This is a genomic window from Bordetella genomosp. 5, from assembly GCF_002261475.1.
In the GTDB taxonomy this organism is placed as follows: domain Bacteria; phylum Pseudomonadota; class Gammaproteobacteria; order Burkholderiales; family Burkholderiaceae_B; genus Bordetella.
Genome location: NZ_NEVN01000001.1, coordinates 309,919 through 335,036 on the forward strand (window position 1 = coordinate 309,919; position 25,118 = coordinate 335,036).

At 67.4% G+C, this 25,118-nt stretch carries 25 protein-coding genes; 10 read left to right on the top strand and 15 right to left on the bottom strand.

Going from position 1 to position 25,118, the window contains the following annotated elements; all coding sequences use genetic code 11:
* Positions 1-24: 24 nt before the first annotated feature.
* Positions 25-663 carry a trimeric intracellular cation channel family protein gene (locus CEK29_RS01520; RefSeq protein WP_094798439.1) on the top strand — a complete coding sequence of 213 codons (639 nt, stop codon included), beginning with the start codon at positions 25-27 and terminating at the stop codon, positions 661-663.
* Positions 664-835: 172 nt separating this feature from the next.
* Here the strand turns inward: CEK29_RS01520 and gdhA are convergent, their stop codons facing one another.
* Both gdhA and CEK29_RS01530 read right to left on the bottom strand, forming a co-directional pair.
* Entirely contained in the window at positions 836-2,179 is a 1,344-nt protein-coding gene (gene gdhA / locus CEK29_RS01525) for an NADP-specific glutamate dehydrogenase (RefSeq protein WP_249278927.1), read from the bottom strand.
* 390 nt (positions 2,180-2,569) lie between these two features.
* Positions 2,570-3,358: an exodeoxyribonuclease III gene (locus CEK29_RS01530; protein WP_094798440.1), complete on the bottom strand. Its 789-nt coding sequence runs from the start codon at positions 3,356-3,358 to the stop codon at positions 2,570-2,572.
* 270 nt (positions 3,359-3,628) lie between these two features.
* Here CEK29_RS01530 and pyrE point away from each other — a divergent pair, with 270 nt between their 5' ends.
* Positions 3,629-4,303: an orotate phosphoribosyltransferase gene (gene pyrE, locus CEK29_RS01535; protein ID WP_094798441.1), complete on the top strand. Its 675-nt coding sequence runs from the start codon at positions 3,629-3,631 to the stop codon at positions 4,301-4,303.
* Between the two features lie 115 nt (positions 4,304-4,418).
* On the opposite strand, the gene gatB is transcribed toward pyrE, so the two are convergent.
* The 3 genes from gatB to gatC are packed head-to-tail and all read right to left on the bottom strand — an operon-like array spanning position 4,419 to position 7,761.
* A complete protein-coding gene (gene gatB / locus CEK29_RS01540) occupies positions 4,419-5,876 on the bottom strand; it encodes an Asp-tRNA(Asn)/Glu-tRNA(Gln) amidotransferase subunit GatB (protein ID WP_094798442.1) in 1,458 nt (485 codons plus the stop codon).
* Position 5,877: 1 nt separating this feature from the next.
* Positions 5,878-7,449: an Asp-tRNA(Asn)/Glu-tRNA(Gln) amidotransferase subunit GatA gene (gene gatA / locus CEK29_RS01545; RefSeq protein WP_094798443.1), complete on the bottom strand. Its 1,572-nt coding sequence runs from the start codon at positions 7,447-7,449 to the stop codon at positions 5,878-5,880.
* Positions 7,450-7,452: 3 nt separating this feature from the next.
* The gene (gene gatC, locus CEK29_RS01550) at positions 7,453-7,761 is read right to left on the bottom strand and encodes an Asp-tRNA(Asn)/Glu-tRNA(Gln) amidotransferase subunit GatC (protein ID WP_094798444.1); all 309 of its coding nucleotides are present in this window, start codon (positions 7,759-7,761) and stop codon (positions 7,453-7,455) included.
* 254 nt (positions 7,762-8,015) lie between these two features.
* On the opposite strand from gatC, the gene CEK29_RS01555 reads away from it, so the two are divergent.
* The 5 genes from CEK29_RS01555 to rodA all read left to right on the top strand — a co-directional run bounded on the left by CEK29_RS01555 (position 8,016) and on the right by rodA (position 13,631).
* Positions 8,016-9,059, top strand: coding sequence for a rod shape-determining protein (locus tag CEK29_RS01555; RefSeq protein WP_094798445.1), 1,044 nt, complete (start codon positions 8,016-8,018; stop codon positions 9,057-9,059).
* Between the two features lie 86 nt (positions 9,060-9,145).
* Positions 9,146-10,030: a rod shape-determining protein MreC gene (gene mreC, locus CEK29_RS01560; RefSeq protein WP_094798446.1), complete on the top strand. Its 885-nt coding sequence runs from the start codon at positions 9,146-9,148 to the stop codon at positions 10,028-10,030.
* A 34-nt stretch (positions 10,031-10,064) separates the two neighbouring features.
* Positions 10,065-10,583 (top strand): rod shape-determining protein MreD, encoded by a 519-nt coding sequence (gene mreD, locus CEK29_RS01565; RefSeq protein WP_094798734.1) that lies wholly within the window; start codon positions 10,065-10,067, stop codon positions 10,581-10,583.
* Positions 10,584-10,593: 10 nt separating this feature from the next.
* Entirely contained in the window at positions 10,594-12,498 is a 1,905-nt protein-coding gene (gene mrdA, locus CEK29_RS01570; RefSeq protein WP_094798447.1) for a penicillin-binding protein 2, read from the top strand.
* Positions 12,495-13,631, top strand: a complete 1,137-nt coding sequence (rodA, locus tag CEK29_RS01575) for a rod shape-determining protein RodA (protein ID WP_094798448.1) — start codon at positions 12,495-12,497, stop codon at positions 13,629-13,631. The genes mrdA and rodA overlap by 4 nt, the downstream gene beginning before the upstream one ends.
* 71 nt (positions 13,632-13,702) lie before the next feature.
* Here rodA and CEK29_RS01580 read toward each other — a convergent pair whose 3' ends face one another.
* The 5 genes from CEK29_RS01580 to argB form a co-directional block, all read right to left on the bottom strand.
* Positions 13,703-14,761, bottom strand: coding sequence for an Ldh family oxidoreductase (locus CEK29_RS01580; RefSeq protein ID WP_094798449.1), 1,059 nt, complete (start codon positions 14,759-14,761; stop codon positions 13,703-13,705).
* A 9-nt stretch (positions 14,762-14,770) separates the two neighbouring features.
* A complete protein-coding gene (locus tag CEK29_RS01585; protein WP_094798450.1) occupies positions 14,771-16,261 on the bottom strand; it encodes a DASS family sodium-coupled anion symporter in 1,491 nt (496 codons plus the stop codon).
* A 325-nt stretch (positions 16,262-16,586) separates the two neighbouring features.
* Positions 16,587-17,159, bottom strand: coding sequence for a nucleoid occlusion factor SlmA (slmA, locus tag CEK29_RS01590; protein ID WP_094798451.1), 573 nt, complete (start codon positions 17,157-17,159; stop codon positions 16,587-16,589).
* 45 nt (positions 17,160-17,204) lie between these two features.
* Positions 17,205-17,969: a pyrimidine 5'-nucleotidase gene (locus tag CEK29_RS01595; RefSeq protein WP_170948364.1), complete on the bottom strand. Its 765-nt coding sequence runs from the start codon at positions 17,967-17,969 to the stop codon at positions 17,205-17,207.
* On the bottom strand, positions 17,969-18,871 hold the full coding sequence (gene argB / locus CEK29_RS01600; RefSeq protein ID WP_094798453.1) for an acetylglutamate kinase: 903 nt from the start codon (positions 18,869-18,871) through the stop codon (positions 17,969-17,971). The genes CEK29_RS01595 and argB overlap by 1 nt, the downstream gene beginning before the upstream one ends.
* 263 nt (positions 18,872-19,134) lie before the next feature.
* On the opposite strand from argB, the gene CEK29_RS01605 reads away from it, so the two are divergent.
* On the top strand, positions 19,135-19,923 hold the full coding sequence (locus CEK29_RS01605) for a MetQ/NlpA family ABC transporter substrate-binding protein (RefSeq protein ID WP_094798454.1): 789 nt from the start codon (positions 19,135-19,137) through the stop codon (positions 19,921-19,923).
* A gap of 100 nt (positions 19,924-20,023) precedes the next feature.
* Here the strand turns inward: CEK29_RS01605 and CEK29_RS01610 are convergent, their stop codons facing one another.
* From CEK29_RS01610 to CEK29_RS01625, 4 genes are all read right to left on the bottom strand, one after another.
* Positions 20,024-20,518, bottom strand: coding sequence for a peroxiredoxin family protein (locus CEK29_RS01610; protein WP_094798455.1), 495 nt, complete (start codon positions 20,516-20,518; stop codon positions 20,024-20,026).
* The gene (locus CEK29_RS01615; protein WP_094798735.1) at positions 20,515-21,255 is read right to left on the bottom strand and encodes a BON domain-containing protein; all 741 of its coding nucleotides are present in this window, start codon (positions 21,253-21,255) and stop codon (positions 20,515-20,517) included. The genes CEK29_RS01610 and CEK29_RS01615 overlap by 4 nt, the downstream gene beginning before the upstream one ends.
* A complete protein-coding gene (locus CEK29_RS01620; RefSeq protein WP_170948365.1) occupies positions 21,255-21,848 on the bottom strand; it encodes a phosphoheptose isomerase in 594 nt (197 codons plus the stop codon). Before CEK29_RS01620 ends, CEK29_RS01615 begins: the two co-directional genes overlap by 1 nt.
* 108 nt (positions 21,849-21,956) lie before the next feature.
* Entirely contained in the window at positions 21,957-22,460 is a 504-nt protein-coding gene (locus CEK29_RS01625) for a YraN family protein (RefSeq protein ID WP_094857158.1), read from the bottom strand.
* Between the two features lie 43 nt (positions 22,461-22,503).
* Between CEK29_RS01625 and rsmI the strand changes: the two genes are divergently transcribed.
* Positions 22,504-23,436, top strand: coding sequence for a 16S rRNA (cytidine(1402)-2'-O)-methyltransferase (gene rsmI / locus CEK29_RS01630; protein ID WP_094857159.1), 933 nt, complete (start codon positions 22,504-22,506; stop codon positions 23,434-23,436).
* Positions 23,433-24,110 (top strand): methylated-DNA--[protein]-cysteine S-methyltransferase, encoded by a 678-nt coding sequence (locus tag CEK29_RS01635; protein WP_176456816.1) that lies wholly within the window; start codon positions 23,433-23,435, stop codon positions 24,108-24,110. The genes rsmI and CEK29_RS01635 overlap by 4 nt, the downstream gene beginning before the upstream one ends.
* 57 nt (positions 24,111-24,167) lie before the next feature.
* On the opposite strand, the gene CEK29_RS01640 is transcribed toward CEK29_RS01635, so the two are convergent.
* Positions 24,168-25,115, bottom strand: coding sequence for a septal ring lytic transglycosylase RlpA family protein (locus tag CEK29_RS01640; RefSeq protein WP_094798458.1), 948 nt, complete (start codon positions 25,113-25,115; stop codon positions 24,168-24,170).
* Positions 25,116-25,118: the final 3 nt, after the last annotated feature.

The window sequence follows — 25,118 nt, forward strand, 5'->3', positions numbered from 1 at the left end:
CGTCGCCAGCCCCTGCTGACTCCCATGCCCGCCGAAGCCTCGACCCTGCTGCTGCACTCGCTCTACCTGGTGGCCATCGTGGCCGAAGCCATGACGGCCGCGTTGGCGGCCGGCCGGCGCGACATGGACTGGTTCGGCGTGTGCGTGATCGCCTGCGTGACGGCGCTCGGCGGCGGATCGCTGCGCGACGTGCTGCTGGGGCACTACCCGCTCACCTGGGTGGCGCATCCCGAGTATCTGGGCATGACCGCGGGCGCGGCCATGCTGACTGCGCTGTGCGCGCGCGTGCTGCGGCATCTGCGCAGCCTCTTTCTGCTGCTGGACGCGCTGGGCCTGGTGGCATTCACCGTGATCGGCTGCAAGGTGGCGCAGCAGATGGGGCTCTCGCTGCCCATCATTCTGGTGAGCGGCATGATCACCGGCTGCGCGGGCGGGGTGCTGCGCGACGTGCTGTGCAACGATATTCCGCTGCTGTTCCGGCGCGAGCTGTACGCCAGCGTGTCGCTGCTCACCGGGCTGGTGTATATCGGCCTGGACTTCATGCTGGGCCTCACAAGTCTGGCCGTGCCGGTGGCGCTCACGGTGGGACTGGCGCTGCGTCTGCTGGCCCTGCGCTTCAACTGGCAGATGCCGAAGTTCGTCTACCGCGACGACTGGCATTGAGGGGGTAGTGCAACGGGCGCCGTGCAACCGCGGAGTGCAAAGGCGGAGTGCGACGGCGGAGTGCAACGGCCGAGTGCGACGGGCGCCTCGCCATGCAAAACGCCAGCGCGATGCGCTGGCGTTTTTGTTTGAAGCCTGACGGGGCGACGCGTCTACGCGCTGCCCGTGCCGATCAGTACAGACCCTGCAGGCGCATGGCGTCGGCGACCTTCACGAAGCCGGCGATGTTGGCGCCGTCGAGGTAATTCACGTAGCCCTCGGAAGCATGGCCGTGGCGCACGCAGTTCTCGTGGATGTCGCGCATGATGGCGTGCAGGCGGGTATCGACTTCGTCGCGCGTCCAGCCCAGGCGGGCCGAGTTTTGCGCCATTTCGAGACCCGAGACCGCCACGCCGCCGGCGTTGCTGGCCTTGCCCGGTGCGTACAGCACGCGCGCGTCGATGAAGGCATGCGCGGCCGCCAGCGTCGCCGGCATGTTGGCGCCTTCGGCGACGCACTTCACGCCGTTCTTGATCAGCGTGGCGGCGTCGTCGCGGTCGAGTTCGTTCTGCGTGGCGCAGGGCAGGGCCACGTCCACCGGCACATGCCACGGGTTCTTGCCGGGCACGAAGGTCAGGCCGAACTTCTTGGCGTAGTCTTCGATGCGGCCGCGCAGCTCGTTCTTCACGTGCATCAGCGCGCTCAGCTTTTCCTGCGTGAAGCCGGCCTCGTCCACCACGGTGCCGCTCGAGTCCGAGGCGGTGACGACGCGCGCACCCAGCGCCATGGCCTTCTCGATGGCGTACTGCGCCACGTTGCCCGAGCCGGAGACCGACACCCGCAGCCCGTCGAACGACGAGTTCACCCGGCGCAGCATTTCTTCGGCGAAGTACACCGTGCCGTAGCCGGTGGCCTCGGGGCGGATCAGGCTGCCGCCGAAGCTCAGGCCCTTGCCCGTGAACACGGCGGCCGAGGAGTTCGACAGCTTCTTCATCATGCCGGCCATGAAGCCCACTTCACGCGCGCCCACGCCCATGTCGCCGGCCGGCACGTCGGTGTCGGGACCGAGGTGGCGGTACAGCTCGATCATCAGGGCCTGGCAGAAGCGCATCACTTCGGCGTCGGACTTGCCCTTGGGGTCGAAGTCCGAACCGCCCTTGCCGCCGCCCATGGGCAGCGTCGTCAGCGCGTTCTTGAACGTCTGTTCGAAGCCCAGGAACTTCAGCACCGAGAGGTTCACGGTGGGGTGAAAGCGCATGCCGCCCTTGAAGGGGCCGATGGCGGAGCTGTGCTGGACGCGGAAGGCGCGGTTGACGCGGGCGCGGCCCTGGTCGTCGGTCCAGCACACGCGGAACTGGATCACGCGCTCGGGTTCGACCAGACGCTCGAGGATCGCCTGCTCGGCATACTGCGGATTCTTCTCGAGGAACGGCCAGAGGCTTTGCATGACCTCTTCCACCGCCTGCATGAATTCGGGTTGGTGCGGATCGCGGGCGGCCACGCCCTTCAAGAAGTCATCCATGCCCTGCAGTTTCACGTCGTCCTCCAGATGCCGCGGCGAGGGCGGCAATGTTCCTGATTGGTGCACAAAAGAACCAAAATGGTGCGAATGAGATGCATCGCACTGATTTGGTGCGCGGGGATTGTGTAGGAAAAGACAGGCGATCGCAAAGGTTCGTTCCTGGGCGCGAGCGCGGGCCCGAGGCGGGCAATAAATAGGGACGTATATGGCGGCGGGCGGAGCGACGCGGCGCCGGAATCGCGGCCGGGACCGGGCCGTTTCATAGGTGGATTAGATGCGTCACCTATTTTCTGTGATGCTTCGGCGGGGCCGGTATGGATGCCTGGTGCCGCACGCCCGCCGTTAGTCCACGGAAACAGGGACGGGCGAAAAAATATTTTCCGCCATATGCGTCCCCGTTATTTTTTACAGCTTCACGTCGTAGTCGATCGTGAGCGGTGCGTGGTCCGAAAAGCGCTCGTCCTTGTAGATCGCCGCCGTCTTGGCGCGGGCTGCGATGCCCGGCGTGGCGATCTGATAGTCGATACGCCAGCCTACGTTCTTGGCCCAGGCCTGGCCGCGATTACTCCACCAGGTGTACTGGTCCGGGCGCTCGTCGATCTGACGGAACACGTCCACGAAACCGCGCCTGTCGAACACCTCGCTGAGCCAGGCGCGCTCTTCAGGCAGGAAGCCCGAGTTCTTGAGATTGCCCTTCCAGTTCTTCAGGTCGATCTCTTTGTGGGCGATGTTCCAGTCGCCGCACACCACGAACTCGCGCCCGGTCTTGCGGTGTTCGTCCATCAGGCCTTCGAGCCAGGGCGCGAAGGTGTCGAGGAAGCGGTATTTCGCCTGCTGGCGCTCGTCACCGCTGGAGCCGGAGGGCAGGTAGGCGCTGATGACACTGAGATCCTTCCAGTCGGCGCGGATGATGCGGCCTTCGAGGTCGAACTCTTCACACTCGAAGCCGTTGACCACGCGCTCGGCGGGATTGCGCAGGTAGATGCCCACACCGCTGTAGCCCTTCTTCTGCGCATGATGGAAGTGGCCGGTGTAGCCGGGCGGGTGGCGCAGCTCGTCGGTCAGGTCGGCGTCGGCGACCTTGATTTCCTGCAGGCACAGGATGTCGGCGGCGTGGCTTTCCATCCACGGTTGCAGGCCCTTGCGGAAGGCCGAGCGGATGCCGTTGAGGTTGAGCGAGGTGATACGCAGCAAAGCAGGACTCCTGAAATTTCCGGGGGGCTGAACGTGTACCGGCCGGCCCTTCGGGGGACGCCGGCACGCGCACGGTCGCGTCAGGCCAGCACTGTAACCGACGCGGCGGCCCGGGGGCGCGTGCCCGGGGCGAGGCCATTGCCGACCACGGTGTCCCGACGCGTGGCGGCCATGCGCCGCGATGCGGCCTGTCTGCGGCGGCCAGGCGAAAAGTGCGCGGATCGCGGATAATGGCGGGGTTTCGTCACCCCTCTGCCAGGAATCCCCCGCATGTCCGCCGCCGCCTCCACCGCCCTTCAATTCGTTCGATTCGCGCTCGACGAGAGCGTGCTGCGATTCGGCAGCTTCAAGGTCAAGTCGGGGCGCACCAGCCCGTACTTCTTCAATGCCGGCCTGTTCAACACCGGCCGCTCGGTGGGCCAGCTGGCGCAGTTCTATGCGCAGGCACTGCTCGAGTCGGGCGTCGAGTTCGACATGCTGTTCGGGCCGGCCTACAAGGGCATCCCGCTGGCCACCGCGACCTCGGTGGCGCTGGCCGCGCATCCGCAGGCTCAGGGCCGCGATTTTCCGTTTGCCTATAACCGCAAAGAAGCCAAGGATCACGGCGAAGGCGGCACGCTGGTCGGCGCGCCGCTCGCGGGTCGTGTCGTCATCATCGACGACGTGATCACCGCCGGCACCTCGGTACGCGAGTCGGTCGAGATCATCCGCGCCGCGGGGGCGCAGCCGGCCGCCGTGCTGATCGCCATGGACCGCATGGAGCGCGCCGGCGCCGACGACGCGCTCTCGCCGCACTCCGCCGTGCAGGACGTCGCGCGCACCTACGGCATCCCCGTGGTGAGCATCGCCTCGCTGGCCGACATCATGGCGCTGCTCCAGGACGACGCGCAATTCGCGCAGCATCGCGACGCGGTGCAGGCCTATCGCGACAAATACGGCGTCTGATCGACGCCGGCGTCCGTGGCTGCGGCCACTGACCCACGAAAAAAAAAGGCCGCCGGCCCGGCAACGGGCGGCGGCCTCTTCACGTCGGCGCGGCGCGAGGCGCCGGCCGTCGTCGTCAGGCGTCGAGCTTTTGCTTGAGCAGATCGTTGACCTGCTGCGGGTTGGCCTTGCCGCGGGCTGCCTTCATGATCTGGCCCACGAGCGAGTTGAACGCCTTCTGCTTGCCCGCTCGGTACTCGGCCACGATGGCCGGATTGGCCGCCAGGACCTCGTCGATCATGCCGCCGATCGCGCCCGTGTCGCTGATCTGCTTCCAGCCGTTGGCCTCGATGATCGCGTCGGGATCGCCGCCGTTTTCGCCGGCCCACATCTTGGCGAAAACATCACGGGCGATCTTGTTCGAGATCGTGCCGTCGACGATGCGGTTGATCAGCAGCGCCAGCGCGGGCGCCTGCACCGGCGCGTCGGCGAGGTCTTTTTCTTCGCGGTTGAGCGTGGCCGACACCTCGCCCATGATCCAGTTGGCCGCGAGCTTGGCCTGACCGGCCGGCAGCGCGCGGGCCACCGCTTCGAAGTACGCGGCGAGATCGCGGCTCGTGCTGAGCTGCGCCGCATCGTAGGCGGGCAGACCGAAGTCGGCCTCGAAGCGCGCGCGCAGCGCGGCGGGCAGCTCGGGCATGGTGGCGCGCACCTGCTCGATCCAGTCGGCGCCGATCACGAGCGGGGGCAGGTCGGGATCCGGGAAGTAGCGGTAGTCGTGCGCGTCTTCCTTGCTGCGCATGCTGCGGGTTTCGTCGGCATCCGCGTCGTACAGACGGGTTTCCTGGACGACGGTGCCGCCGTCTTCGATCAGATCGATCTGGCGGCGCGCCTCGAACAGAATGGCGCGCTCCAGGAAGCGGAACGAGTTGACGTTCTTGATCTCGGTGCGGGTGCCGAACTCGGCCTGGCCGACCGGGCGCACGGACACGTTGGCGTCGCAGCGGAACGAGCCTTCCTGCATGTTGCCGTCGCAGATGCCGAGCCAGACGACCAGGCTGTGCAGCGCGCGGGCATAGGCCACGGCTTCGGCGGCCGAACGCATGACCGGCTCGGTCACGATCTCGAGCAGCGGCGTGCCGGCGCGGTTCAGGTCCACGCCGCTGGCCGGGCGGCCATCGGGCAGGGACAGCTCATCGTGCAGCGACTTGCCGGCGTCTTCTTCGAGGTGAGCGCGGGTCAGCTCGACCGTGTGCTCCTGTTCGCCCACGAAGAACGAGATCGAGCCGCCCTGGACCACCGGCAGCTCGTACTGGCTGATCTGGTAGCCCTTGGGCAGGTCGGGGTAGAAGTAATTCTTGCGGGCGAAGACCGAGCGCGGTGCGATGGTCGCGCCCACGGCCAGGCCGAAGCGGATCGCGCGCTCGGCGGCGCCGCGGTTCATCACGGGCAGGCTGCCGGGCAGGGCCAGGTCGACGACGTTGGCCTGCGTGTTGGGCGCCGCGCCGAAGCGGGTGCTGCTGCCGGAGAAGATCTTGGAGTCGGTGGAAAGCTGGGCGTGGGTTTCCAGGCCGATGACGATTTCCCAGTTCATGTCAGGCGTCCTGCGTTGCCGGCGTGCGTTGATGCCAGTCGGTCACTTGTTGATAGCGGTCGGCGAGGGCGAGCAAACGGCCTTCGTCGAAGTAGTTGCCGATGATCTGCAGACCCACCGGACGGCGGCCGTCGGCGCCGAAGCCGCAGGGCACGGACATCGCGGGCAGGCCCGCGAGGCTCACGCCCAGCGTGTAGATGTCGGCCAGCCAGTCGGCGGTCGGATCGTCGCGGTTGTCGCCGATGTTCTTGGCCACGGTCGGGGTGACCGGGCCCATGATCACGTCGCACTGGCCGGCGAAGGCGCGCTGGAAATCCTGCGCGATCATGCGGCGCAGGCGCTGTGCCTGCAGGTAGTAGGCGTCGTAATAGCCGTGCGACAGCACGTAGGCGCCGATCAGGATGCGGCGCTTGACCTCGGCGCCGAAACCCTCGGCGCGCGAGCGGCTGATCATGACCTCGAGCTTGTTGTCGATGGTCTTGCCGCCGCCATAGCTCACGCTGTCGAGATTGGTGGTGCGATGGCCGTAGCGCACGCCGTCGTAGCGGGCCAGGTTGCTCGAGGCTTCGGCCGGCGCGATCACGTAGTAGGCGGGGATGGCGAGCTCGGTGCGCGGCAGCGAGATCGACACGCGCTCGGCGCCGAGCTGTTCGAACTGTGCCAGCGCGGCGTCGACCGCGGCGGCGACGTCGGGCGCCAGGCCGGCGCCGAAATATTCGGCGGGCACGCCGATGCGCAGGCCCTTCAGCGGCTGGCTGCCGGCGGCGTCATAGCCTTGGGCCGCACGGTCGAACGCGGCGCGCACGCGGCCGGGGGCGTTGGTCTCGCCGTCGCAGGTTTCGAGGCTGGTGGCGTCGCGCGGATCGAAGCCGCTCATGGGATCGAGCAACTCGACCAGATCGCGGGCGCTGGGGGCCAGCGGACCCGCCTGGTCCAGGCTGGAGCCGAACGCCACCATGCCGAAGCGCGACACGGTGCCGTAGGTGGGCTTGATGCCGCTCACGCCGCACAGGGCGGCGGGCTGGCGCACCGAACCGCCGGTGTCGGTGCCGGTGGTGGCGGCGACGAGACGTGCGGCCACGGCCGCGGCGGAGCCGCCCGACGAACCGCCCGGCACGGCCTGCGTATCCCACGGATTGCGGACCACGCCGTAGGCGGAGTTTTCGTTGCCCGAACCCATGGCGAACTCGTCGCAATTGAGCTTGCCCAGCGAGACGGCACCGGCCGCCTCCAGGCGCTCGACCACCGTGGCGTCGAACGGGCTGACGTAGCCCTCGAGCATGCGGCTGCCGGCGGTGGTACGCCACTGGCGCGTGACGAACGCGTCTTTGTGGGCGATGGGGATGCCGGCGAGCGGGCCGGCCGTGCCCTGAGCCAGGGCGGCATCGGCCGCGCGGGCCTGGGCCAGCGTGAGCTCGGTGTCGATGTGCAGGAACGCGTTGAGCGGCGCGGCCGCTTCGGCGGCCGCCAGCGCGCTCTGGGCCAGTTCGACGGCGCTCACCTTGCGCGCGGCCAGCGCGGCGCGCTGGGCGGCGATGTCGCCGATCTCGGTATGCAATGCGGGTTTAGCCATGACTTACTCGATAACCTTGGGTACCAGGAACAGCCCGTCGGCCTCGGCCGGGGCGTTGGCCAGCAGTTCGGCGCGGCGCTCGGCCGTGGCCGGTTCGGTGGGGGCGTCGTCGCGCAGGCGCAGGACGATGTCTTCGTGCGCCGACAGCGGGTGGGCGAGCGGCTCCACGCCGGTGGTGTCGACGGCCTGCAGCTTCTCGATCAGGTCCAGGATGCCATTGAGCTCGGCCTGAGCCGTGTCCTGCTGTTCGGGGGTCAATTCGATGCGGGCCAGCCGGGCAATGCGGGCCACGTCTTGTGCGGTGAGCGCCATGGAAAGAAGACCAAAATGAAGGGGGGTGTGACGGAATGGCGGAGCTGGCAGTATGCACAGGGCCAACCCGTTACAAAGCTTGAATAGCCTGCATTTAAGCGCTATTTCCGGTGAAATTATAAGTTATGATTCACGGTTTAATCGCTGCAGTCAGGCGGACCCAATACCGAACCGAGGCCAGAACTCGCGTTTGTGCCCCCGGGTTGCCGCGCCGCGTGGCGTCACCTCTAATACCTGAATCTAGCTGAGCTCCCATGTTCGGATTCCTCCGTAGTTATTTTTCCAGCGATATGGCGATCGACCTCGGTACCGCCAACACGCTGATTTACGTCCGGGGCAAGGGCATCGTGCTGGACGAACCTTCGGTGGTCGCCATTCGTCACGAAGGCGGCCCCAACGGCAAGAAAATCATCCAGGCCGTGGGCCAGGAAGCCAAGCAGATGCTGGGCCGCGTGCCGGGCAACATCGAAGCCATCCGCCCCATGAAAGACGGCGTCATCGCCGACTTCACGGTCACCGAGCAGATGCTCAAGCAGTTCATCCGCATGGTGCACCCCCGCAACATGCTCGCGCCCAGCCCGCGCATCATCGTGTGCGTGCCCTGCGGTTCGACCCAGGTCGAGCGCCGCGCGATTCGTGAGTCGGCGCTCGGCGCCGGCGCGTCGCACGTCTACCTCATCGAAGAGCCCATGGCCGCCGCGATCGGCGCCGGCCTGGCGGTGTCCGATGCCAGCGGCTCGATGGTCGTCGACATCGGCGGCGGCACCACCGAAGTGGCCGTGATTTCGCTGGGCGGCATGGTTTACAAGGGCTCCGTGCGCGTCGGCGGTGACAAGTTCGACGAAGCCATCGTCAACTACATCCGCCGCAACTATGGCATGCTGATCGGCGAACCCACCGCCGAACTCATCAAGAAGGAAATCGGCTCGGCCTTCCCGGGCTCCGAAGTCCGCGAGATCGAGGTCAAGGGCCGCAATCTGGCCGAAGGCGTGCCGCGCAGCTTCACGGTGTCGTCCAACGAGATCCTCGAGTCCCTGACCGATCCGCTCAACCAGATCGTCTCGGCCGTCAAGATCGCGCTCGAACAGACCCCGCCCGAACTCGGCGCCGACATCACCGACAAGGGCATCGCCCTGACCGGCGGTGGCGCACTGTTGCGCGATCTGGATCGCCTGCTCCAGGAAGAAACCGGTCTGCCCGTCGTGGTGGCCGACGATCCCCTGACCTGCGTGGTGCGTGGTTGCGGCGAAGCGCTCGAGCACCTTGAAAAGCTCGGCGCCATTTTCATCAACGACTAAGCCCGTGCGGCTGACCGGATGCCGCCTTTGCGGCGGCACCGGACAGCATGGCAGCACCGGGCCGCACTGCCCGGGCTGAGTATTTCATGCAACGACAAGGGACGACCCCACCGCTATTTCGCCGCGGCCCGCCGGCCGAGGTGAGGCTGGCCGTCCTGGTCCTGATGGCGCTCGTCCTGATGGGCGTGGATTCGCAACTGCGCATCCTCGAACCGGTACGCCGCGCCGTCTCCGTGGCCCTCTATCCGTTCCAGCGTGCCGTCATGGCGCCGCGCGACCTCGTCCAGCAGGTCGACGAATGGGTCAATGCGGCCAACATGATCCGCAGCGAAAACGAAGCGTTGCAGCGCCAGCGCATCGAGCTGGCCCAGGTCGCCACGCATGCCGTGCAGCTGGCCGCCGAGAATTCCCAATTGCGCCGCCTGCTCGGTGTCACCGACAACATCACCCAGTCGGCGGTGGTCGTCGAGGTGCTCTACGAGCCGCCCAATGCATTTCATCAGCGTCTGGTGTTCAATAAGGGCAGCAACGCCGGTCTGCAGCCTGGCATGCCCGTGATCGACGAAGGCGGCGTGGTCGGGCAGATCGTGCGCACCACGCCCATGACGGCCGAGGCCGCGCTGGTCACCGACGAGCGCGTCTCGATCCCGGTGCAGGTGCTGCGCAACGGGCTGCGTCTGATTGCCTTCGGCAGTAACACCCCCGGCGTCATCGAGGTTCGCTATCTTGCGGCCAACGCCGACATCAAGGCCGGCGATACCATCGTCACCAGCGGCGTGGGCGGGCTGTTCCCGGCCGGCCTGCCGGTGGCCAAGGTCGCGTCGGTCGAGCGCGATACCGCGTCCGGCTTTGCCCGCGCGTTGTCCGAGCCGCTGGCTCATCCCGAGCGCTATCGCCACTTCCTGGTTCTGCAGGTCGACGTGGCGCGCGCTGAACTGAATCGACAGGAGGCCGACGGTGGCGGAAAGTAAGCACGACGCCAGCCGGGGCCGCCGCGCCCTGGGCATGCCCAGCAACGTCGAGCCCGAGCGCCTCGCGCATGCCGCGCATGGCGCCTTCGTGTGGGGCACGCTGTTGCTGGTCTGGCTGGCCTCGCTCCTGCCCTGGCGCCAGTGGGCGGGTGCGCCCGACGTGCTGGCCCTCGTCATCGCCTTCTGGTGCGCCCACGAGCCGCGCCGCGTGGGCATGGTGGCGGCGTTCATCTTCGGGCTGCTGCTCGACGTGCACGATGCCGGTCTGCTCGGCGGCCATGCCCTCTCGTACACCCTCGTGGCGTACGGCGCCTTCGCGCTGCACCGCCGGCTCCAGCGTTTCGATCTCTGGAGCCAGGCCATGCACATGCTGCCCGTGTTCTTCGTGGCCCAACTGGTCAGCCAGCTCATCATGGCCTGGCTGGCCGGCGCCTGGCCGGGCTGGCAATGGGCCCTCGGCGCTCTCCTGACCGCGGCCATCTGGCCGCTCGGTGGCTGGGTGCTGCACCTGCCCCAACGACGTTACGACGACGTCGAGTCTTCCGCCGTCTGAGGCGTCTCGCATGTTCGAGTTCAAGAAGACCGGCCAGCAGCAGAAGCAACGCTTCAAGCTGCGCGCCTGGGTGGGCGGGCTCTTTGCCCTGGTCTGCTTCGGCCTTCTGATCTCGCGCTTCTGGTTCCTGCAGGTCGAGCGCTTCGAAGGCTATTCCGAACGCGCCGACCGCAACCGCATCGCCGTCCAGCCGATTCCGCCGCGCCGTGGCGAAATCCTCGACCGCAACGGCGTGGTGCTCGCGCGCAACTACCGCACCTACACCATCGAGGTCGTGCCGGCCAACATCGGCAGTTCGATCGACGACCTGTTCTCGCGCCTGACGCCGGTGCTGTACGTGTCGCCGGCCGATCAGCGCCGCTTCAAGCGGCGCGTGCAGGAGTCCAGCCGCTACGCGAGCCTCGTGCTGCGCAACAACCTCAACGAGACCGAGGCCGCCTGGTTCTCGGCGCACGCGTTCGAGTTTCCGGGCGTTGAGCTGCGCGCGCGCTGGGTGCGCGAGTATCCGCAGGGCGAGGCCGCCGCGCACGTCGTGGGCTTCATCGGCCGCATCGCCGACGGCGACCAGGAAGAGCTCGAGCGCACCGGCCGCGCGGGCAACTATCGCGGTACCGATGTCATCGGCAAGAAGGGCATCGAAAAAACCTGGGAAGAAACGCTGCACGGGCGCACCGGTCTGGAAGAGGTCGAGGTGACGGCCACCGGGCGGCCCGTGCGCACCTTGCGCCGCATCGATCCGGTGCCGGGTTCCGACATCATGCTGTCGATCGACCTGAACCTGCAGCGCATCGCCGAGAAAGCCTTCGAAGGCCGGCGTGGCGCGCTGGTCGCCATCGATCCCGACACGGGCGAAGTGCTGGCCTTCGTGTCGCAGCCCTCGTTCGACCCCAACCTGTTCGTCGACGGTATCGATGTCGAAAACTGGCGCCGGCTCAACGAATCGCCCGACCATCCGCTGATCAACCGGCCGCTGTACGGCACCTATCCGATCGGCTCGACCTACAAGCCCTTCGTGGCGCTCGCCGCGCTCGAGCTCAACAAGCGCCGCGCCACCGATCGCTTCCCGGATCCCGGCTACTACGAGTTCGGCGGCCAGCGCTTCCGCAATGCCGCCGGTGCGGTGTTCGGCATGACCGACATGCACAAGGCCATCGTGGTTTCTTCCGATACCTACTTCTATTCGCTGGGCCCCGAGATCGGGGTCAACGCGCTGCACGATTTCTCCAAGCAATTCGGATTCGGCCAGATCACCGGCATCGATCTCGAAGGCGAGAAGGCGGGTGTGCTGCCCTCCACCGACTGGAAGCGCCGTGCCTACAAGGATCGCGAGCGCCAGCGCTGGTATGCCGGCGAAACCATCTCGGTGGCGGTGGGCCAGGGCTATAACTCGTTCACGCTGCTGCAGCTGGCGCAGGCGACCTCCACGCTGGCCAACAACGGCCTGTACCGCAGGCCGCATCTGGTGCACGCGGTGCGTGACGCCCGCTCGCTGATGATCACGGCCACGCCGTCGGCGCCGGACTACCGCATTCCGCTCAAGCAGGCCAACGTCGATGTCATCAAGCACGCCATGGCCGACGTGATCCGGTCGGGCACCGCGCGCCGCGCCTTCGCCAACGCGCCCTATCAGGCCGCCGGCAAGACCGGCACGGCGCAGGTGTTCAGCCTGCGCGGGGGCCAGTACCGGGCCAACGCGATCGACGAACGCCTGCGCGATCACGCGCTGTTCATGGGATTCGCGCCCGCGGAGCATCCCCGCATCGCGGTGTCGCTGATCGTCGAGAACGCCGGCTGGGGTGCGAGCGCGGCCGCGCCGGTGGCGCGCACGGTGATGGACTACTGGCTCAGCACCGAGCGTGAAGACAAGATCGAGCGTGGCGCCAAGGCCGCGGCGGTCGCGGAGAACGCGCAATGAAGCGCATCGGGCTCATCCTGCTGCGCGTGTTCACCGCGTTCGACTGGCCGCTGCTGTTCGTGCTGGTGCTGTTCGCCGCGCTCGGTCTCACGGTGATGCATTCCGCCGTGGGCGGCACCGATTGGCGCTTCGCCGAGCAGTCGCGCAATTTCACGATCGCCTTCGTGGCCATGTGGGCCATGGCCCTGGTGCCACCCCAGACCCTCATGAAGCTGGCCTTGCCGTTCTATGCGGTCGGGGTGGTGCTGCTGCTCGGCGTCGAGTTCGCCGGCGAAACCAGCAAGGGCGCGACGCGCTGGCTCAACCTGGGCGTGACGCGCATCCAGCCTTCCGAGATGATGAAGATCGCCGTGCCCATGATGCTGGCCTGGTACTTCCAGCGGCACGAAGGGCAGGTGCGCATCCGCGACTTCTTCGTGGCGGCCGCGATGCTCATCGTGCCGTTCGGCCTGATCGTGCTGCAGCCCGATCTGGGCACGGCGCTGCTGGTGTTTGGCGCCGGTTTCTTCGTGATCTACTTCGCCGGCCTGTCCTTCAAGCTGCTGGTGCCGGTGATGGTGGCCGGCATCGTCGGATTGGGCACGCTGGTCTACTACGAAGACCAGCTCTGCGAGCCGGACGTCGACTGGGTCGTGCTGCACGAATACCAGAAGCACCGGGTCTGCACGCTGCTCAACCCCAGCTCCGATCCCTTGGGCAAGGGCTTTCACACGATCCAGTCGATGATCGCGGTGGGCTCGGGCGGGCTGTACGGCAAGGGCTACATGCAGGGCACGCAGACCCACCTCGACTTCATTCCGGAGCGCACCACCGACTTCATCTTCGCGGTCTACGCCGAAGAGTTCGGCCTGTACGGCGGGGTGGCGCTGCTCGTGCTCTACGGCCTGCTGATGGCGCGCGGCCTGGCCATCGCCTCGCGCAGCGCGACCCAGTTCGGGCGCTTATTGGCGGGGTCGGTCACGATGATGATGTTCATCTATGTGTTCGTGAACGTCGGGATGGTGACCGGCATTCTGCCGGTGGTGGGCGTGCCCTTGCCCTTCATGAGTTATGGCGGCACGGCCCTGCTCACCATGGGGATCGCCTGCGGCATTCTCATGAGTATCAGCCGGCACCGCGCGCGCAAGACCTGACGTCCCGGGTCCCCGCAAAAGCAACGGCGCCCGAGGGCGCCGTTGTGCTTTCTTCACGTGCGTGACGCGGACTACTCGGCGTAGACGCTGGGCGGTGCCACGCCCAGGGTGTCGCCCAGCTTCAGCATCGTGTCCCAGATGGCGGGTGCGAAGGTCAGCGCATCGCGGTTCAGCTCGCGATTGTGGGCCTCGTACTCGCCCGGGTACTGCACCCGGTCGACGCCCGGCTGGGGCGGGCAGGCCTGCAGGTAGTCGATGAACGCGCCGACCTCCTGCGTGCGCCAGTCGGCGTCGAAATCGACCTGCGGATCGAGCAGGATGGCGAACATGTTGTTGGTCGCCACGCCATTGCGCGGATGCTCCGGCTGGATCGTGCCGCCACCCGACAGCACGCCGGCCAGCAGCTCGGCCACGAGGCCGAGCGCATAACCCTTGTGACCGCCGAAGGGCAGCAGCGCGCCGGGGGGATCGGTGAACAGCGCGCCCGGATCCGTGGTGGGATTGCCCTGCGCATCGATCAGCGCGCCGGCGGGCGCCGGCTGGCCGTTGGTCGCCAGCACGCGGGCCTTGTTGACCGCGATGGAGCTGGTGGCCATGTCGACCAGGATCGGCGGCCGGCCGCCCGGCAGCGGGCCGGCGAAGCACAGCGGATTGGTCGTGAGGCAGGCGCGCGCGCCGCCGAACGGCGCCACGGTGGGCGACCGATTGATCACGTTGGTGAAGGCCAGCAGGATCTGGCCGGCCGCGGCGACCATCTCGCCGTAGTAGCCCATGCGCCCCAGGTGGTGCGTGTTGCGCAGGGTCAGGATGCACTGGCCATGCTCGGCCGTGCGCGCGATGGCCTGCTGGATGGCGGTCTTGCCCACGTGCTGGCCGAAGCCGCTGTTGCCCTCGAAGGCGAGCAGCGTGCCGCGGTCGTTGACGAGCTCGGCCCGGCCGTCGGCGCGCACGAAGCCTTCGCGCAGCACCCGTTCGTAGTTCGGCAGGATCGACAGGCCGTGGCTGGTGTAGCCCACCCGGTCGGACTCGACGAGGTGTTCGGCGACGTCGCGGGCGATGTCGGCGGGCACCCCCTGGGCGGCCAGCAGACGCTCGCCGTAGGCGATGGCTTCGTTGATGGCGATTTTCATGATGACTCCTTACATCCAGCCCAGCCAGCGCCAGTAGGTGGCACCGAACACCAGCATCAGCAGATAGCCGACGATGGTGATGATGATGCCGACGCGGGCGAACTGTTTGGCGGTGAAGGTTTCGGTACCCAGGCAGACCATGTTCTGCGGTGCGTTGATGGGCAGGATGAAACCGTAGCTCACCACGAAGCCCAGCAGCATGGTCATGCCCAGCCGGTTGAATTCACCCGGCAGCGTGGCCAGCACCGAGATCAGGATCGGCAGCATGGCCGAGGTGAGCGCGGTGGCGCTGGCGAAGCCCAGATGGATCACGATCAGGAAGGCCGACAGGATGGCGAAGATCGCGAGCGGGCCGAGGTGATCCAGGCCGGTGTGCGTCACGACCTGATTGCCCATCCATTGACCGGCCTGGGTGGTGAGCAGGGCGGTGCCCAGGCTGATACCCACGCCGAACACGATCACGGTGCCCCACGGAATGCGGCTTTGCACGTCCTTCCATGTCATCACGCCGAAGCGCGGCAGCAGCAGCAGCACGAGGCCGAAGTAGGTGGTCGAGGTGGTGTCGAAGTTGTGCAGCGACTTCTCGGTGGCCCACAGCATCAGCAGCATGAGCGACACGCCGAGCAGGCGCTTCTGCGGACCGGTCATGGGACCGAGCGCGTCGAGTTCGGCCTGCACCGCTTCCTTGCCGCCGGCGATGTTGTCGGCTTCGGGGGGCAGCAGCTTGAGCACGATGAAGACGAGCACGACCGACATGATGACCGACCACGGCGCGCCGGCGATCAGCCATTCGGCCCACGACACGCGGTCACCGAGCATCTTCTCCATGAAGCCCTTGGTCAGCAGGTTCTGGGCGGCGGCGGTCTGGATGCCGACGTTCCAGATGCTGGTGGCCTGGGCCACGATGATCATGATGCCGGCGGCGATGTTGGAACGCTTGTCGACGCCGAACGCGGCGATCACGCCCATCATGATGGGCACGACGGCGGCGCTGCGCGCGGTGGCGCTCGGCACGACCAGGCTCAGCACGATGGTGACGGCGATCGCGCCGATCATGATCCGCGTGGTGCTGGTGCCGATGCGCGAGAGCGTGACCAGCGCGATGCGTCGGTCCAGCCCCGTGAAGGTCATGGCGGCCGCGATGAACAGCGCGCCGGTGACCAGCGCGAGCGCCGAGTTCGAGAACCCGGTCAGCGCCATGCTGATGGCCGCCGAGGTGCCGTAAAGCACCTCGGGATTCTTGATGGTGGGCGCGGTGCCCAGCAGGAAGGCCATCAAGGTGGTGATCATGATGGCACTGGCTTCGTACGACACCGCCTCGGTGATCCACACGACCACCGCGAACGCCAGGATGGCGATCATGCGATGACCCGCGGGCGGCAGGTCGGCGGGCATGGGCAGCATCAATACGATGATGAGCGCCAGCAGGCCGGCCACAAGGCCTATCGGTATCTTCTTCTTGGGGACTTGTGGGGCAGGGACAGCGGCTTGCGCAGTCATATCCATCTCCGATCTAGGTCAATCGACGTCAGAAGACGGTGCCAGCCACGTAAGAAATGCTGTACTAGCAACGTCAGAACACGGGACTAGCTTGGCAGTACTAAGGAAAACCCGCATTGATGCAGGTCAAGGGCGAGCGGAACCGGCTATTGAAGGGCCGGATCAGGTGCGATTATGCTGGCCGGTTCGCCCGGACCGCAAGCCCAATGACACGCGGCCGGTCCGGCTTATCGGGCCGTCACCGCGCCGCGACGCCTTCAACATGCGTGCAGGATCGGCCGGGATGATGGCAGGAAAGCGTGACGCGGTGACGACGCCATCGCGCTCATCCCAGCGCCAGCCGCAACTGGTCGTCGAGCATGGCGGTGGGCGTGACGCGCCAGCCGCTCTGCGCATAACGCAGCCAGCGGCCCAGCACGAGATGCGTGAGCAGGCTGGCGTGCGCCGCCACATTGGCGTCTTCGGGCAGGCCGCCGTCGGTCACCGCATTGCGCAGGCACTGCTTGAAGGTGGCCTCGATGCGGTCGTTGATGTGGTTGATGCGGTCCTGCAGCCGGTTGTCTTCGGTGACGAGGGCGTCGCCGGTGAGCACGCGCGTCATGCCGCGGTTGCGTTCCGAGAAGGCCAGCAGCATCGATACCGTCTTGCGCGCCTGGCCCAGCCCCTGCGGCTCGGCCGCGCTGATCTGATTCACCAGGGTGAACAGCGTGGTCTCGATGAACTCGATCAAGCCCTCGAACATCTGCGCCTTGCTGGCGAAATGACGGTAGAGCGCGGCCTCCGACACCTGCATGCGCGCGGCGAGCGCGGCCGTGGTGATGCGGGCGGCATGCGGCTGCTCCAGCATTTCGGCCAGCGTTTGCAGGATCTGGGTTTTTCTCTCGCCGGGTTTCGCCATGGGACGGGCTGGGTATGCGGGACGGACGGGGTAGGGGACGCGGGGTCAGCCGCGCAGCGGCCGGCGGCGCAGCAGCAGGTCTGTAACCGAGTTTACCCGCAAGTCGACGTACGAAGGTCGTGACCTGTGCCCGCGGGCGAACGGCGTGCCGGGATGGTACACATGCACCGTGCGCAGACCGATCCGGCGCGCGCTGCGCAGATTGTCGAGCGTGTCTTCGACCAGCACCGTCTGGCGCGGCGTGGCGCCTTCGCGCGCCAGCACGTAGCGCAGCAGCGCCGCCGAGGGCTTGGGACGAAACTCGCCGTGCAGGCGCATCTCTTCGATGCCCCAGAGGCTGTCGAAGTAGCGCAGGATGCCCATGTGGCGCAGCACCGCGCGGGCGTAATCGAGCGGCGCGTTGGTGAGCAGCACCTTGCGTCCGGGCAGGGCGCGCAGCATGGCGGGCAGCCCTTTCTCGGCGCGCACCAGCGTGGTTACGTCGAAATCATGGCTGTCGCGCAGAAACGCGTGCGGGTCGACACCATGGTGGCGCACCAGGCCGATCATGGTCGCGCCGTAGCGCTGCCAATAGAGCTTGCGCAGCCGGTTGGCTTCGTCGGCCTCGACGCCCAGCGCCGTCATGACCGCGCGGGTCATGCCCGCGTCGATCTGCGGGAAGATGGCGTGCGAGGTGTCGTGCAGCGTGTTGTCGAGATCGAACAGCCAGAGCCGGCCACCGTGCCCGGGGCCGGCGCCGCCGGCCTCGGACACGCGGCGGCCGCGGCGTATGCGCGCCGCGGGCCGCAGCAGAAGGCGCCGTAACGCCATCAGTGCGAGCTGATCATCGTGCCGACGCCCTGGTCGGTCAGGATCTCCAACAGCAGGCAGTGCGGCACGCGGCCGTCGACGATGTGGACCGAGTTGACGCCGTTTTTCGCGGCATCCAGCGCCGAGGAGATCTTGGGCAGCATGCCGCCCGAGATCGTGCCGTCGGCGAACAGCTCGTCGATGGTCTGGGCCGACAGGCTGCGCAGCAGCTTGCCGCTCTTGTCGAGTACGCCCGGGGTGTTGGTCATCATGAGCAGCTTTTCGGCGCCCAGCACCTCGGCCATCTTGCCGGCGACCACGTCGGCGTTGATGTTGTAGGCGGTGCCGTCTTCGCCGTAGCCGATCGGGGAGATCACGGGAATGAACTGGTCATCCTGCAGGGCCTTGACCACGGCGGGCTCGACCTGGGTGATGTCGCCCACGAAGCCGATGTCGATCGGCTCGTTGGGGTTGTCCTTGTTGTCCATCAGCTTCTTGCGGGCCTGGATGAGCATGCCGTCCTTGCCGGTCAGGCCCACGGCCTTGCCGCCGACTTCGTTGATCATCATCACGATGTCTTGCTGGACCTGGCCGCCCAGCACCCACTCGACCACTTCCATGGTCTCGGCATCGGTGACCCGCATGCCCTGGATGAAGGTGCCTTGCTTGCCGATACGGCGCAGGGCGTCATCGATCTGCGGACCGCCGCCGTGCACCACGACCGGATTCAGACCCACCAGCTTCAGCAGCACGACGTCGTGCGCGAAGCTGCGCTGCAATCGTTCTTCCGTCATGGCATTGCCACCGTATTTCACCAGGATCGTCTTGCCGTGAAATCGTCGGATATACGGCAGGGCTTCCGAAAGGACGGCGGCTTTGACAGCAGGAGACATTACGGCGGCAGGGTCGGGGGTGTCGGTCATGGCAGTGATATATACGAGCCGAAAAAAAGGTGGAAAAAATGCCTGCGCCCATGTCTGGACAGGCATGGTGGCAAGCATACGGCAGATTGTAATCGCCTCGGCTGTCATATGCCGTAAACCCATGTCCTTATGCCCGACAAAAGGCGGGCATTCAGGTAAATTGGGGTCGTTTTTGCAACGGCCGGCCATGGGGCGGACACTTCCGGACCCCGTCGGCGCGGGCCGCGACCCCCGTATTTCACGACACATCAACGAGGCAAATCATGCGTTTCTCCTTCATCCGGTCGGCCCTGGTGGCATCGGCCCTGGTCCTGGCCACGGGCGCGGCGCACGCCGAAAAGCTCACGATCGGCGCCACCCAGGTGCCCCATGCGGAGATCCTCGAAGTGGTCAAGCCCGTGCTGGCCAAAGAAGGCGTGGAGCTCGACATCAAGGTGTTCACCGACTACGTGCAGCCCAACCTGCAACTGGCCGACAAGCAGCTCGACGCCAATTTCTTCCAGCATCAGCCCTACCTCGACACCTTCAACAAGGATCGCAAGACCAACCTGGTCTCGGCCGGCCTGGTCCACGTCGAGCCGTTCGGCGCCTATTCCAAGAAGATCAAGCGCATCGCCGATCTGAAGGACGGCGCCACGATCGCGATCCCCAACGACCCGTCCAACAGCGGCCGCGCGCTGGTGCTGCTGCAAAAGCAGGGCCTGCTCAAGCTGAAGGATCCGGCCAACATCGTCGCCACGCCGATCGACATCGTCGAAAACCCCAAGAAGCTCAAGTTCCGCGAACTCGAGGCCGCCATGCTGCCGCGCTCGCTCGATGACGTGGACGTCGCGCTGATCAACACCAACTACGCGCTGGAAGCCGGTCTGGTGCCCACCCGCGACGCGCTCTTCATCGAAGGCGCGGACTCGCCCTACGCCAACCTGGTCGCCGTGCGCCAGGAAGACAAGGACGCGCCCAAGATCAAGAAGCTCGTGAACGCGCTGCACAGCGAGACCGTGAAGAAGTTCATCCAGGAAAAGTACAAGGGCGCCGTGGTTCCGGCGTTCTGAGCGGCGGCGGCCGGATCGGCCGCTCCACGAAAAAGCCCTCGGCGCCGTGTGGCACCGAGGGCTTTTTTTACGACCCGGCGAGCGGGCAGTGGCAGAGCGGTCAGCCCGCCGCCAGCGCCTTTTCGACCGTGGCGTGGAACTCGGCCACGTCGTATTCGCCGAGGTAGCGCTTGATGATGCGGCCTTCCTTGTCGATCAGGAACGCGGTGGGCGTGAGGCGGATGTCGCCGAAGGCCTTGGCGATCTCGCCCTGCGCGTCGATCACGACCGGGAACGGCAGCTTGCGCTGCTGCACGAAGTTGGCGACATAGTTGGGCGGGTCGTACTGCATGGCCACGCCGATTGCTTCGTAGCCCTTGGGCGCGTATTCGTTGTAGGCCGAGATCGCCTCCGGCATCTGCTTGACGCAGGTGACGCAACTGGTGGCCCAGAACTTGACCAGCACCACCTTGCCGCGCAGGTCCTGCGTGGTGAAGCGCTTGCCTTCGAGCGTGGTGAAGGTCACGTCGGGCGCGGGCGCGGCGGGGCGCCAGACGAACCAGGCGCCGATGCCGGCCGCCACCAGGACGACGAGCGAGAGGATGACTTTTTTCATTTGATGGGCATTGCCTGTACGCCGGAATCGCCGGCCGGAGCCGCGTTTTCCGTGGGAGCCGGGGTGCCGCCCGTGGTCGACTCGATCGGGGCCTTGCCGTCTTTGGACGACCCGGAGCCCGACAGGCGAATGGCTTCATCGCGGCTGATGATCTCGAACAGTTTTACCACTTTCGTCACACCGCCGACGTCGGCGGCCGCGTTGGCGGCGTACTCGCTCTCGGCCTGGGTGACCTTGCCCATCAGGTAAACGACGCCCTTGTCGGTCGTGACCGCGATCGTGCCGGACGGGACGAACTTGGTATTGATCAGGGCGGTTTTGACCTTGGACGTGATCCAGGTGTCGTTGGAGCGGGTGGTGAACGATGCCGCCGGGCCGACCGTGAGCTGGTTGCTCACGCTGCGCACCTTTTGCACACCCTGGGCGATCGTGCCTGCCTCGGCGCGGGCAGCATCGGTCGGGACGTCGCCGGTGAGCAGCATCTGGCCGTTGTAGACCATGGCGTTGACGCGGGCACCCTCGCCGAGCTTCTGGCTGATCTGGGTTTCGGCGCGGAACGTGGCGTTCTGGTCGTCGAGCTGGGTGCCCGAGGAGCGGCGGTCGGTGGCGACGACGGCCGTGGTGGCGGCGGCGCCGCCCACGACCAGCGGGGCGCAGGCCGACAGACCCGCCACGGCGGCGGCGAGCACGGCGGCCGCGAGCAGGGGGCGTACGGCGGTTCGGGAGGAAGGCATCATCATTCGGTGTCTCCGAGGAGTAGGGCGTCGATACCGTCGCACAGGGCGTGCAGCAACAGGATGTGGACCTCCTGGATGCGCATCGTTCGGTCGTGCGGGACACATAGATGGACGTCGTGCGGCGTAATGAGTTCCCCCATGACGCCGCCGCCCTTGCCGGTCAGGGCGATCACGTGCATTTCGCGATCGCGGGCGGCTTCCATGGCGCGCACGACGTTGGGCGAGTTGCCGCTGGTGGAAATGGCCACCAGGACGTCGCCCGGCTGGCCCAGCGCACTGACCTGGCGTTCGTAGATTTCGTCGAAGCCGTAGTCGTTGCCGACCGCGGTCAGGATCGAGGTGTCGGTATTGAGGGCGATGCCGGCCAGCGGCAGGCGGTCGCGCTCGAAACGGCCGACCAGCTCGGCGATGAAATGCTGCGCATCGGCGGCCGAGCCGCCATTGCCGCAGGCCAGGATCCGGCCGTTGTTGGCCAGAGCGGCGAAAAGCAGGTCCACCGCCGTGGCCAGCGTGGGGGCCAGGGTGTGCATGCTCTGTTCGTGCAGAGCGATTGCATCGCGGAAATGCGACGTCATGCGCAAGGTCATATCCATGGCGCGGATTATCTCACGCGGTAAGCCTCTGTTTCTGTCCACGCGTAACCGGAGTCGCGGCGGGCGTAAAGTCTGTGAGCGGCCGTGCGCGGCCGTTTCAGGGGCGCGTCAGTCCAATTCGGCGGGCAGCCGCACATCGCGCAGCCACTCCGCCTGCCCCTCCTGCACCAGCACGGCATCGAGCCGCACCGGCGGGTCCTGGCCGGGCCAGTGGCGGGCGCGCCAGATCGGCAGCCAGTGCCGGGCGGTGCGAACGATGCTGGCCAGCTTGGCGGGCGTGAGGCTGCCGGCCGCGACGCCGGGCGGACCCCGGCGCGAGCGCACCTCGACCAGCACCACCGTGGCGCCGTCGCGCATGACGAGGTCGATCTCGCCCCGGCGGCCACGGACGTTGCGGGCCACCAGCTGGAGACCGTGCGCCTGCAGCCAGGCCAGCGCGCGATCCTCCATGGCGCGTCCGGTCAGATGGGCGGTCCGTGCCACCGGCCGTGCCCGGCGCGCACGCTTGCGCGGGCCGCGTTCGCGGATCTCGCGGGCGAGCGCAAAGGGAGCGTTATCGGACGGATCCGGGGATGGGGCCGCCGCCGAGGGCGGATCGTGGGGAGCGCGCATGGCGGCTACACTGGCATGGTTTTTCATCGCAGTCGAAGCCCCCATGAATCCGGATGTCACACCCGCAGGCGATGCCTGGAACCGCGTAGCCGAACGCGTCGCGGCCCAGCATTGGCCGCCCGGCACGCTTTACGTGGTCGCCACCCCGATCGGCAACCTCGGCGACCTCGGGCTGCGCGCCTGGCAGGCGCTGGCCCGCGCCGATGTGATCGCGGCCGAGGACACGCGCGCCACCCGCACCTTGCTCGATGCCTGGGGCGTGGGCACGCCGCTCATGGCCGCGCATCGTCACAACGAGGCACAGGCGGCCCAGGCCATCTGCGAGCGTCTCGCGCAAGGCCAGCGCGTGGCCCTGGTGTCCGATGCCGGCGCGCCCGCCGTCAGCGACCCCGGCGCCCGCGTGGTCCGCACCGTGCGCGCGGCGGGCCACCCCGTCGTCCCGGTGCCCGGCCCGAGCGCCGTCATCACCGCGCTGATGGGCAGTGGTGTCACGTCCGACGAAAATCCCGCATTCGCGTTCGCCGGTTTCGCGCCGCCCAAGGCGGTGGCGCGGCAGCGCTGGCTGCGCCAGTGGTGCGCCTTGCCCGCGCCGGTGCTGATGTTCGAATCGCCGCATCGGTTGGCCGCCACGCTGGCGGACCTGCTCGAGGTCTGCGGGCCGGCGCGCGAGGTCACCGTGGCGCGCGAGCTGACCAAGCGCTTCGAAGAGATCGCCACCTTGCCGCTCGGCGAGGCCGCCGCGTGGCTGGCCGCCGATTCGCATCGTGGGCAGGGTGAGTTCGTGCTCATCGTGCATGCCGAAGCGCGCACGGAGGCCGACGATGCGCTGGCCGATCCCGCCACCGACACATTGCTCGACGCCTTGCTCGAAACCGTCTCGGTGCGCGATGCCGCGCGCGTGGCCGCGCGCGTCACCGGACTGCCGCGCGATGCCCTGTATCAGCGCGCCCTGGCGCGCAAGGAAGACGCAGAATGACCGCACCGCTGCCCTTGTTGCGGGTGGAAGATCCCGCTGCCCAACCCGCCACCCTCGACATCGACAGCCCGCTCGGACCGATGCGCCTCGCCGCCAGCGACGCGGGTCTGTGTGGGGTGTGGTTCGTCGACCAAAGCGATGCCGCCGCCATCGGCCGGGCCGAGCACAGCGCCGCCGAGGCGAGTGTGCTGGCGCGCACCCGCGAGCAACTGGCCGAGTGGTACGCCGGCGAGCGCCAGGCTTTCGACCTGCCGCTGGCCCCGGTCGGCACGCCGTTTCAACGTCTGGTCTGGGAAGGGCTGCTGAGCCTGCCCTTCGGCACGACCACCACCTACGGCGATCTGGCGCACCGCATCGGGCGTCCGCGTTCGGTGCGTCCGCTGGCGCTGGCGTTGGGTCGCAACCCCATCTCCATCATCGTGCCCTGCCATCGCGTGATCGGCTGGAATACCGCGCTCACCGGCTTCGGCGGTGGCCTCAAGCGCAAGCGCGCGCTCCTGATCCACGAGGGCAACCGCTATCCGGGCCATGCTGCCCGCACGCGCCGCATCTGCGATGGCCAGCAGGAGCTGGCGCTGGTCGAGTCGGCCGCCAGTCTGGCGTGGGCGACCTATCTGCAGGCCGAAAACGAACCGGCTCCGCGCGCCGCGGGCTCGGATACGCCACGGCGCTGAAGCTGGCGCCTGCGAGGCGCCGCGGGTGATTCACGCGATGATGAATCGCCGCCCCGTTCAGGGCGCGGCGAGGCTGGGCATGATGCCCGTGCGGTCGGAGACGCGCTGCACGGCCGACAGGGCCGCGTCGCGGTCGCTGTAGGGGCCCATGCGCACGCGATACATGTTGTTGGCCTGCTCGACGATGGCCGGGGGCGCGCCCTCGGCCGCGAGCAGTCCATTGACGCGCGCCACCAGCGTGTGCGCGTTGGCGGGCTGCGAGAAGGCGCCGAGCTGCAGGTAGATGCCGCCCGCCTGCGCCGCGGGCGGAGCGCTGCTCACCGGTTGTGCCGACAGCGGCGTGGCGGCCAGCGCGCTGCCGCCGCCCAGATCGACCGGCGAGGACACGATGGTGCCGGTCGCGCTGTCCGGGCGCGGTGCCGGCGCGGGGGCGCCGCCCTGGGCCATCAGGGTGCGGATCTCGTCGGGCAGAATGCGTTCGACCGTCACCGCGCCGCTGCCCGGCCCGATGATGCCGAGCTTGTACGCCGCCACATACGACAGATCCATGATGCGGTTGTCGTGGAACGGGCCCCGGTCGTTCACGCGCACGATCACCGTGCGGCCGTTGAGTTTGCTGGTCACGCGCGCATAGCTCGGCAGTGGCATCGTGGGATGCGCGGCCGTCATGGCGTACATGTCGTAGCTCTCGCCGATCGAGGTGGAGTTGCCGTGAAACTTCTTGCCGTACCAGGAGGCCACGCCCTGCTGGCGGAAGGGCTTCTCGGTGGTGTCGGGCACATAGCGCTTGCCGAAGACCACATAAGGCCGGTTCGCACCACTGGCGAGCGGCTCGATGCGCGGCTGCGCGTCGGGAATCGCTTCGATGTCGGCGGGCGGACTCGAGCCCGGGCCGTCATCCTTGTAGTAGCCGCCGCCGCGTTTCTTGCCGGGCGAGGAACAGCCGGCCACGGCGATGGCCAGCATGAGGATCGTCAGCAGGGTGAGCGGGCGGGGCAGCGTCATGCG

Excerpts from the sequence above, each read along its gene's own strand:
- CEK29_RS01520 (WP_094798439.1), top strand. The coding sequence starts at position 25 with ATGCCCGCCGAAGCCTCGACCCTGCTGCTGCACTCGCTCTACCTGGTG.
- pyrE (WP_094798441.1), top strand. The coding sequence starts at position 3,629 with ATGTCCGCCGCCGCCTCCACCGCCCTTCAATTCGTTCGATTCGCGCTC.
- gatB (WP_094798442.1), bottom strand. The coding sequence starts at position 5,876 with ATGAACTGGGAAATCGTCATCGGCCTGGAAACCCACGCCCAGCTTTCC.
- gatA (WP_094798443.1), bottom strand. The coding sequence starts at position 7,449 with ATGGCTAAACCCGCATTGCATACCGAGATCGGCGACATCGCCGCCCAG.
- gatC (WP_094798444.1), bottom strand. The coding sequence starts at position 7,761 with ATGGCGCTCACCGCACAAGACGTGGCCCGCATTGCCCGGCTGGCCCGC.
- CEK29_RS01555 (WP_094798445.1), top strand. The coding sequence starts at position 8,016 with ATGTTCGGATTCCTCCGTAGTTATTTTTCCAGCGATATGGCGATCGAC.
- mreC (WP_094798446.1), top strand. The coding sequence starts at position 9,146 with ATGCAACGACAAGGGACGACCCCACCGCTATTTCGCCGCGGCCCGCCG.
- mreD (WP_094798734.1), top strand. The coding sequence starts at position 10,065 with ATGCCCAGCAACGTCGAGCCCGAGCGCCTCGCGCATGCCGCGCATGGC.
- mrdA (WP_094798447.1), top strand. The coding sequence starts at position 10,594 with ATGTTCGAGTTCAAGAAGACCGGCCAGCAGCAGAAGCAACGCTTCAAG.
- rodA (WP_094798448.1), top strand. The coding sequence starts at position 12,495 with ATGAAGCGCATCGGGCTCATCCTGCTGCGCGTGTTCACCGCGTTCGAC.
- CEK29_RS01580 (WP_094798449.1), bottom strand. The coding sequence starts at position 14,761 with ATGAAAATCGCCATCAACGAAGCCATCGCCTACGGCGAGCGTCTGCTG.
- CEK29_RS01585 (WP_094798450.1), bottom strand. The coding sequence starts at position 16,261 with ATGACTGCGCAAGCCGCTGTCCCTGCCCCACAAGTCCCCAAGAAGAAG.
- slmA (WP_094798451.1), bottom strand. The coding sequence starts at position 17,159 with ATGGCGAAACCCGGCGAGAGAAAAACCCAGATCCTGCAAACGCTGGCC.
- CEK29_RS01595 (WP_170948364.1), bottom strand. The coding sequence starts at position 17,969 with ATGGCGTTACGGCGCCTTCTGCTGCGGCCCGCGGCGCGCATACGCCGC.
- argB (WP_094798453.1), bottom strand. The coding sequence starts at position 18,871 with ATGACCGACACCCCCGACCCTGCCGCCGTAATGTCTCCTGCTGTCAAA.
- CEK29_RS01605 (WP_094798454.1), top strand. The coding sequence starts at position 19,135 with ATGCGTTTCTCCTTCATCCGGTCGGCCCTGGTGGCATCGGCCCTGGTC.
- CEK29_RS01610 (WP_094798455.1), bottom strand. The coding sequence starts at position 20,518 with ATGAAAAAAGTCATCCTCTCGCTCGTCGTCCTGGTGGCGGCCGGCATC.
- CEK29_RS01615 (WP_094798735.1), bottom strand. The coding sequence starts at position 21,255 with ATGATGCCTTCCTCCCGAACCGCCGTACGCCCCCTGCTCGCGGCCGCC.
- CEK29_RS01620 (WP_170948365.1), bottom strand. The coding sequence starts at position 21,848 with ATGGATATGACCTTGCGCATGACGTCGCATTTCCGCGATGCAATCGCT.
- CEK29_RS01625 (WP_094857158.1), bottom strand. The coding sequence starts at position 22,460 with ATGCGCGCTCCCCACGATCCGCCCTCGGCGGCGGCCCCATCCCCGGAT.
- rsmI (WP_094857159.1), top strand. The coding sequence starts at position 22,504 with ATGAATCCGGATGTCACACCCGCAGGCGATGCCTGGAACCGCGTAGCC.
- CEK29_RS01635 (WP_176456816.1), top strand. The coding sequence starts at position 23,433 with ATGACCGCACCGCTGCCCTTGTTGCGGGTGGAAGATCCCGCTGCCCAA.
- CEK29_RS01640 (WP_094798458.1), bottom strand. The coding sequence starts at position 25,115 with ATGACGCTGCCCCGCCCGCTCACCCTGCTGACGATCCTCATGCTGGCC.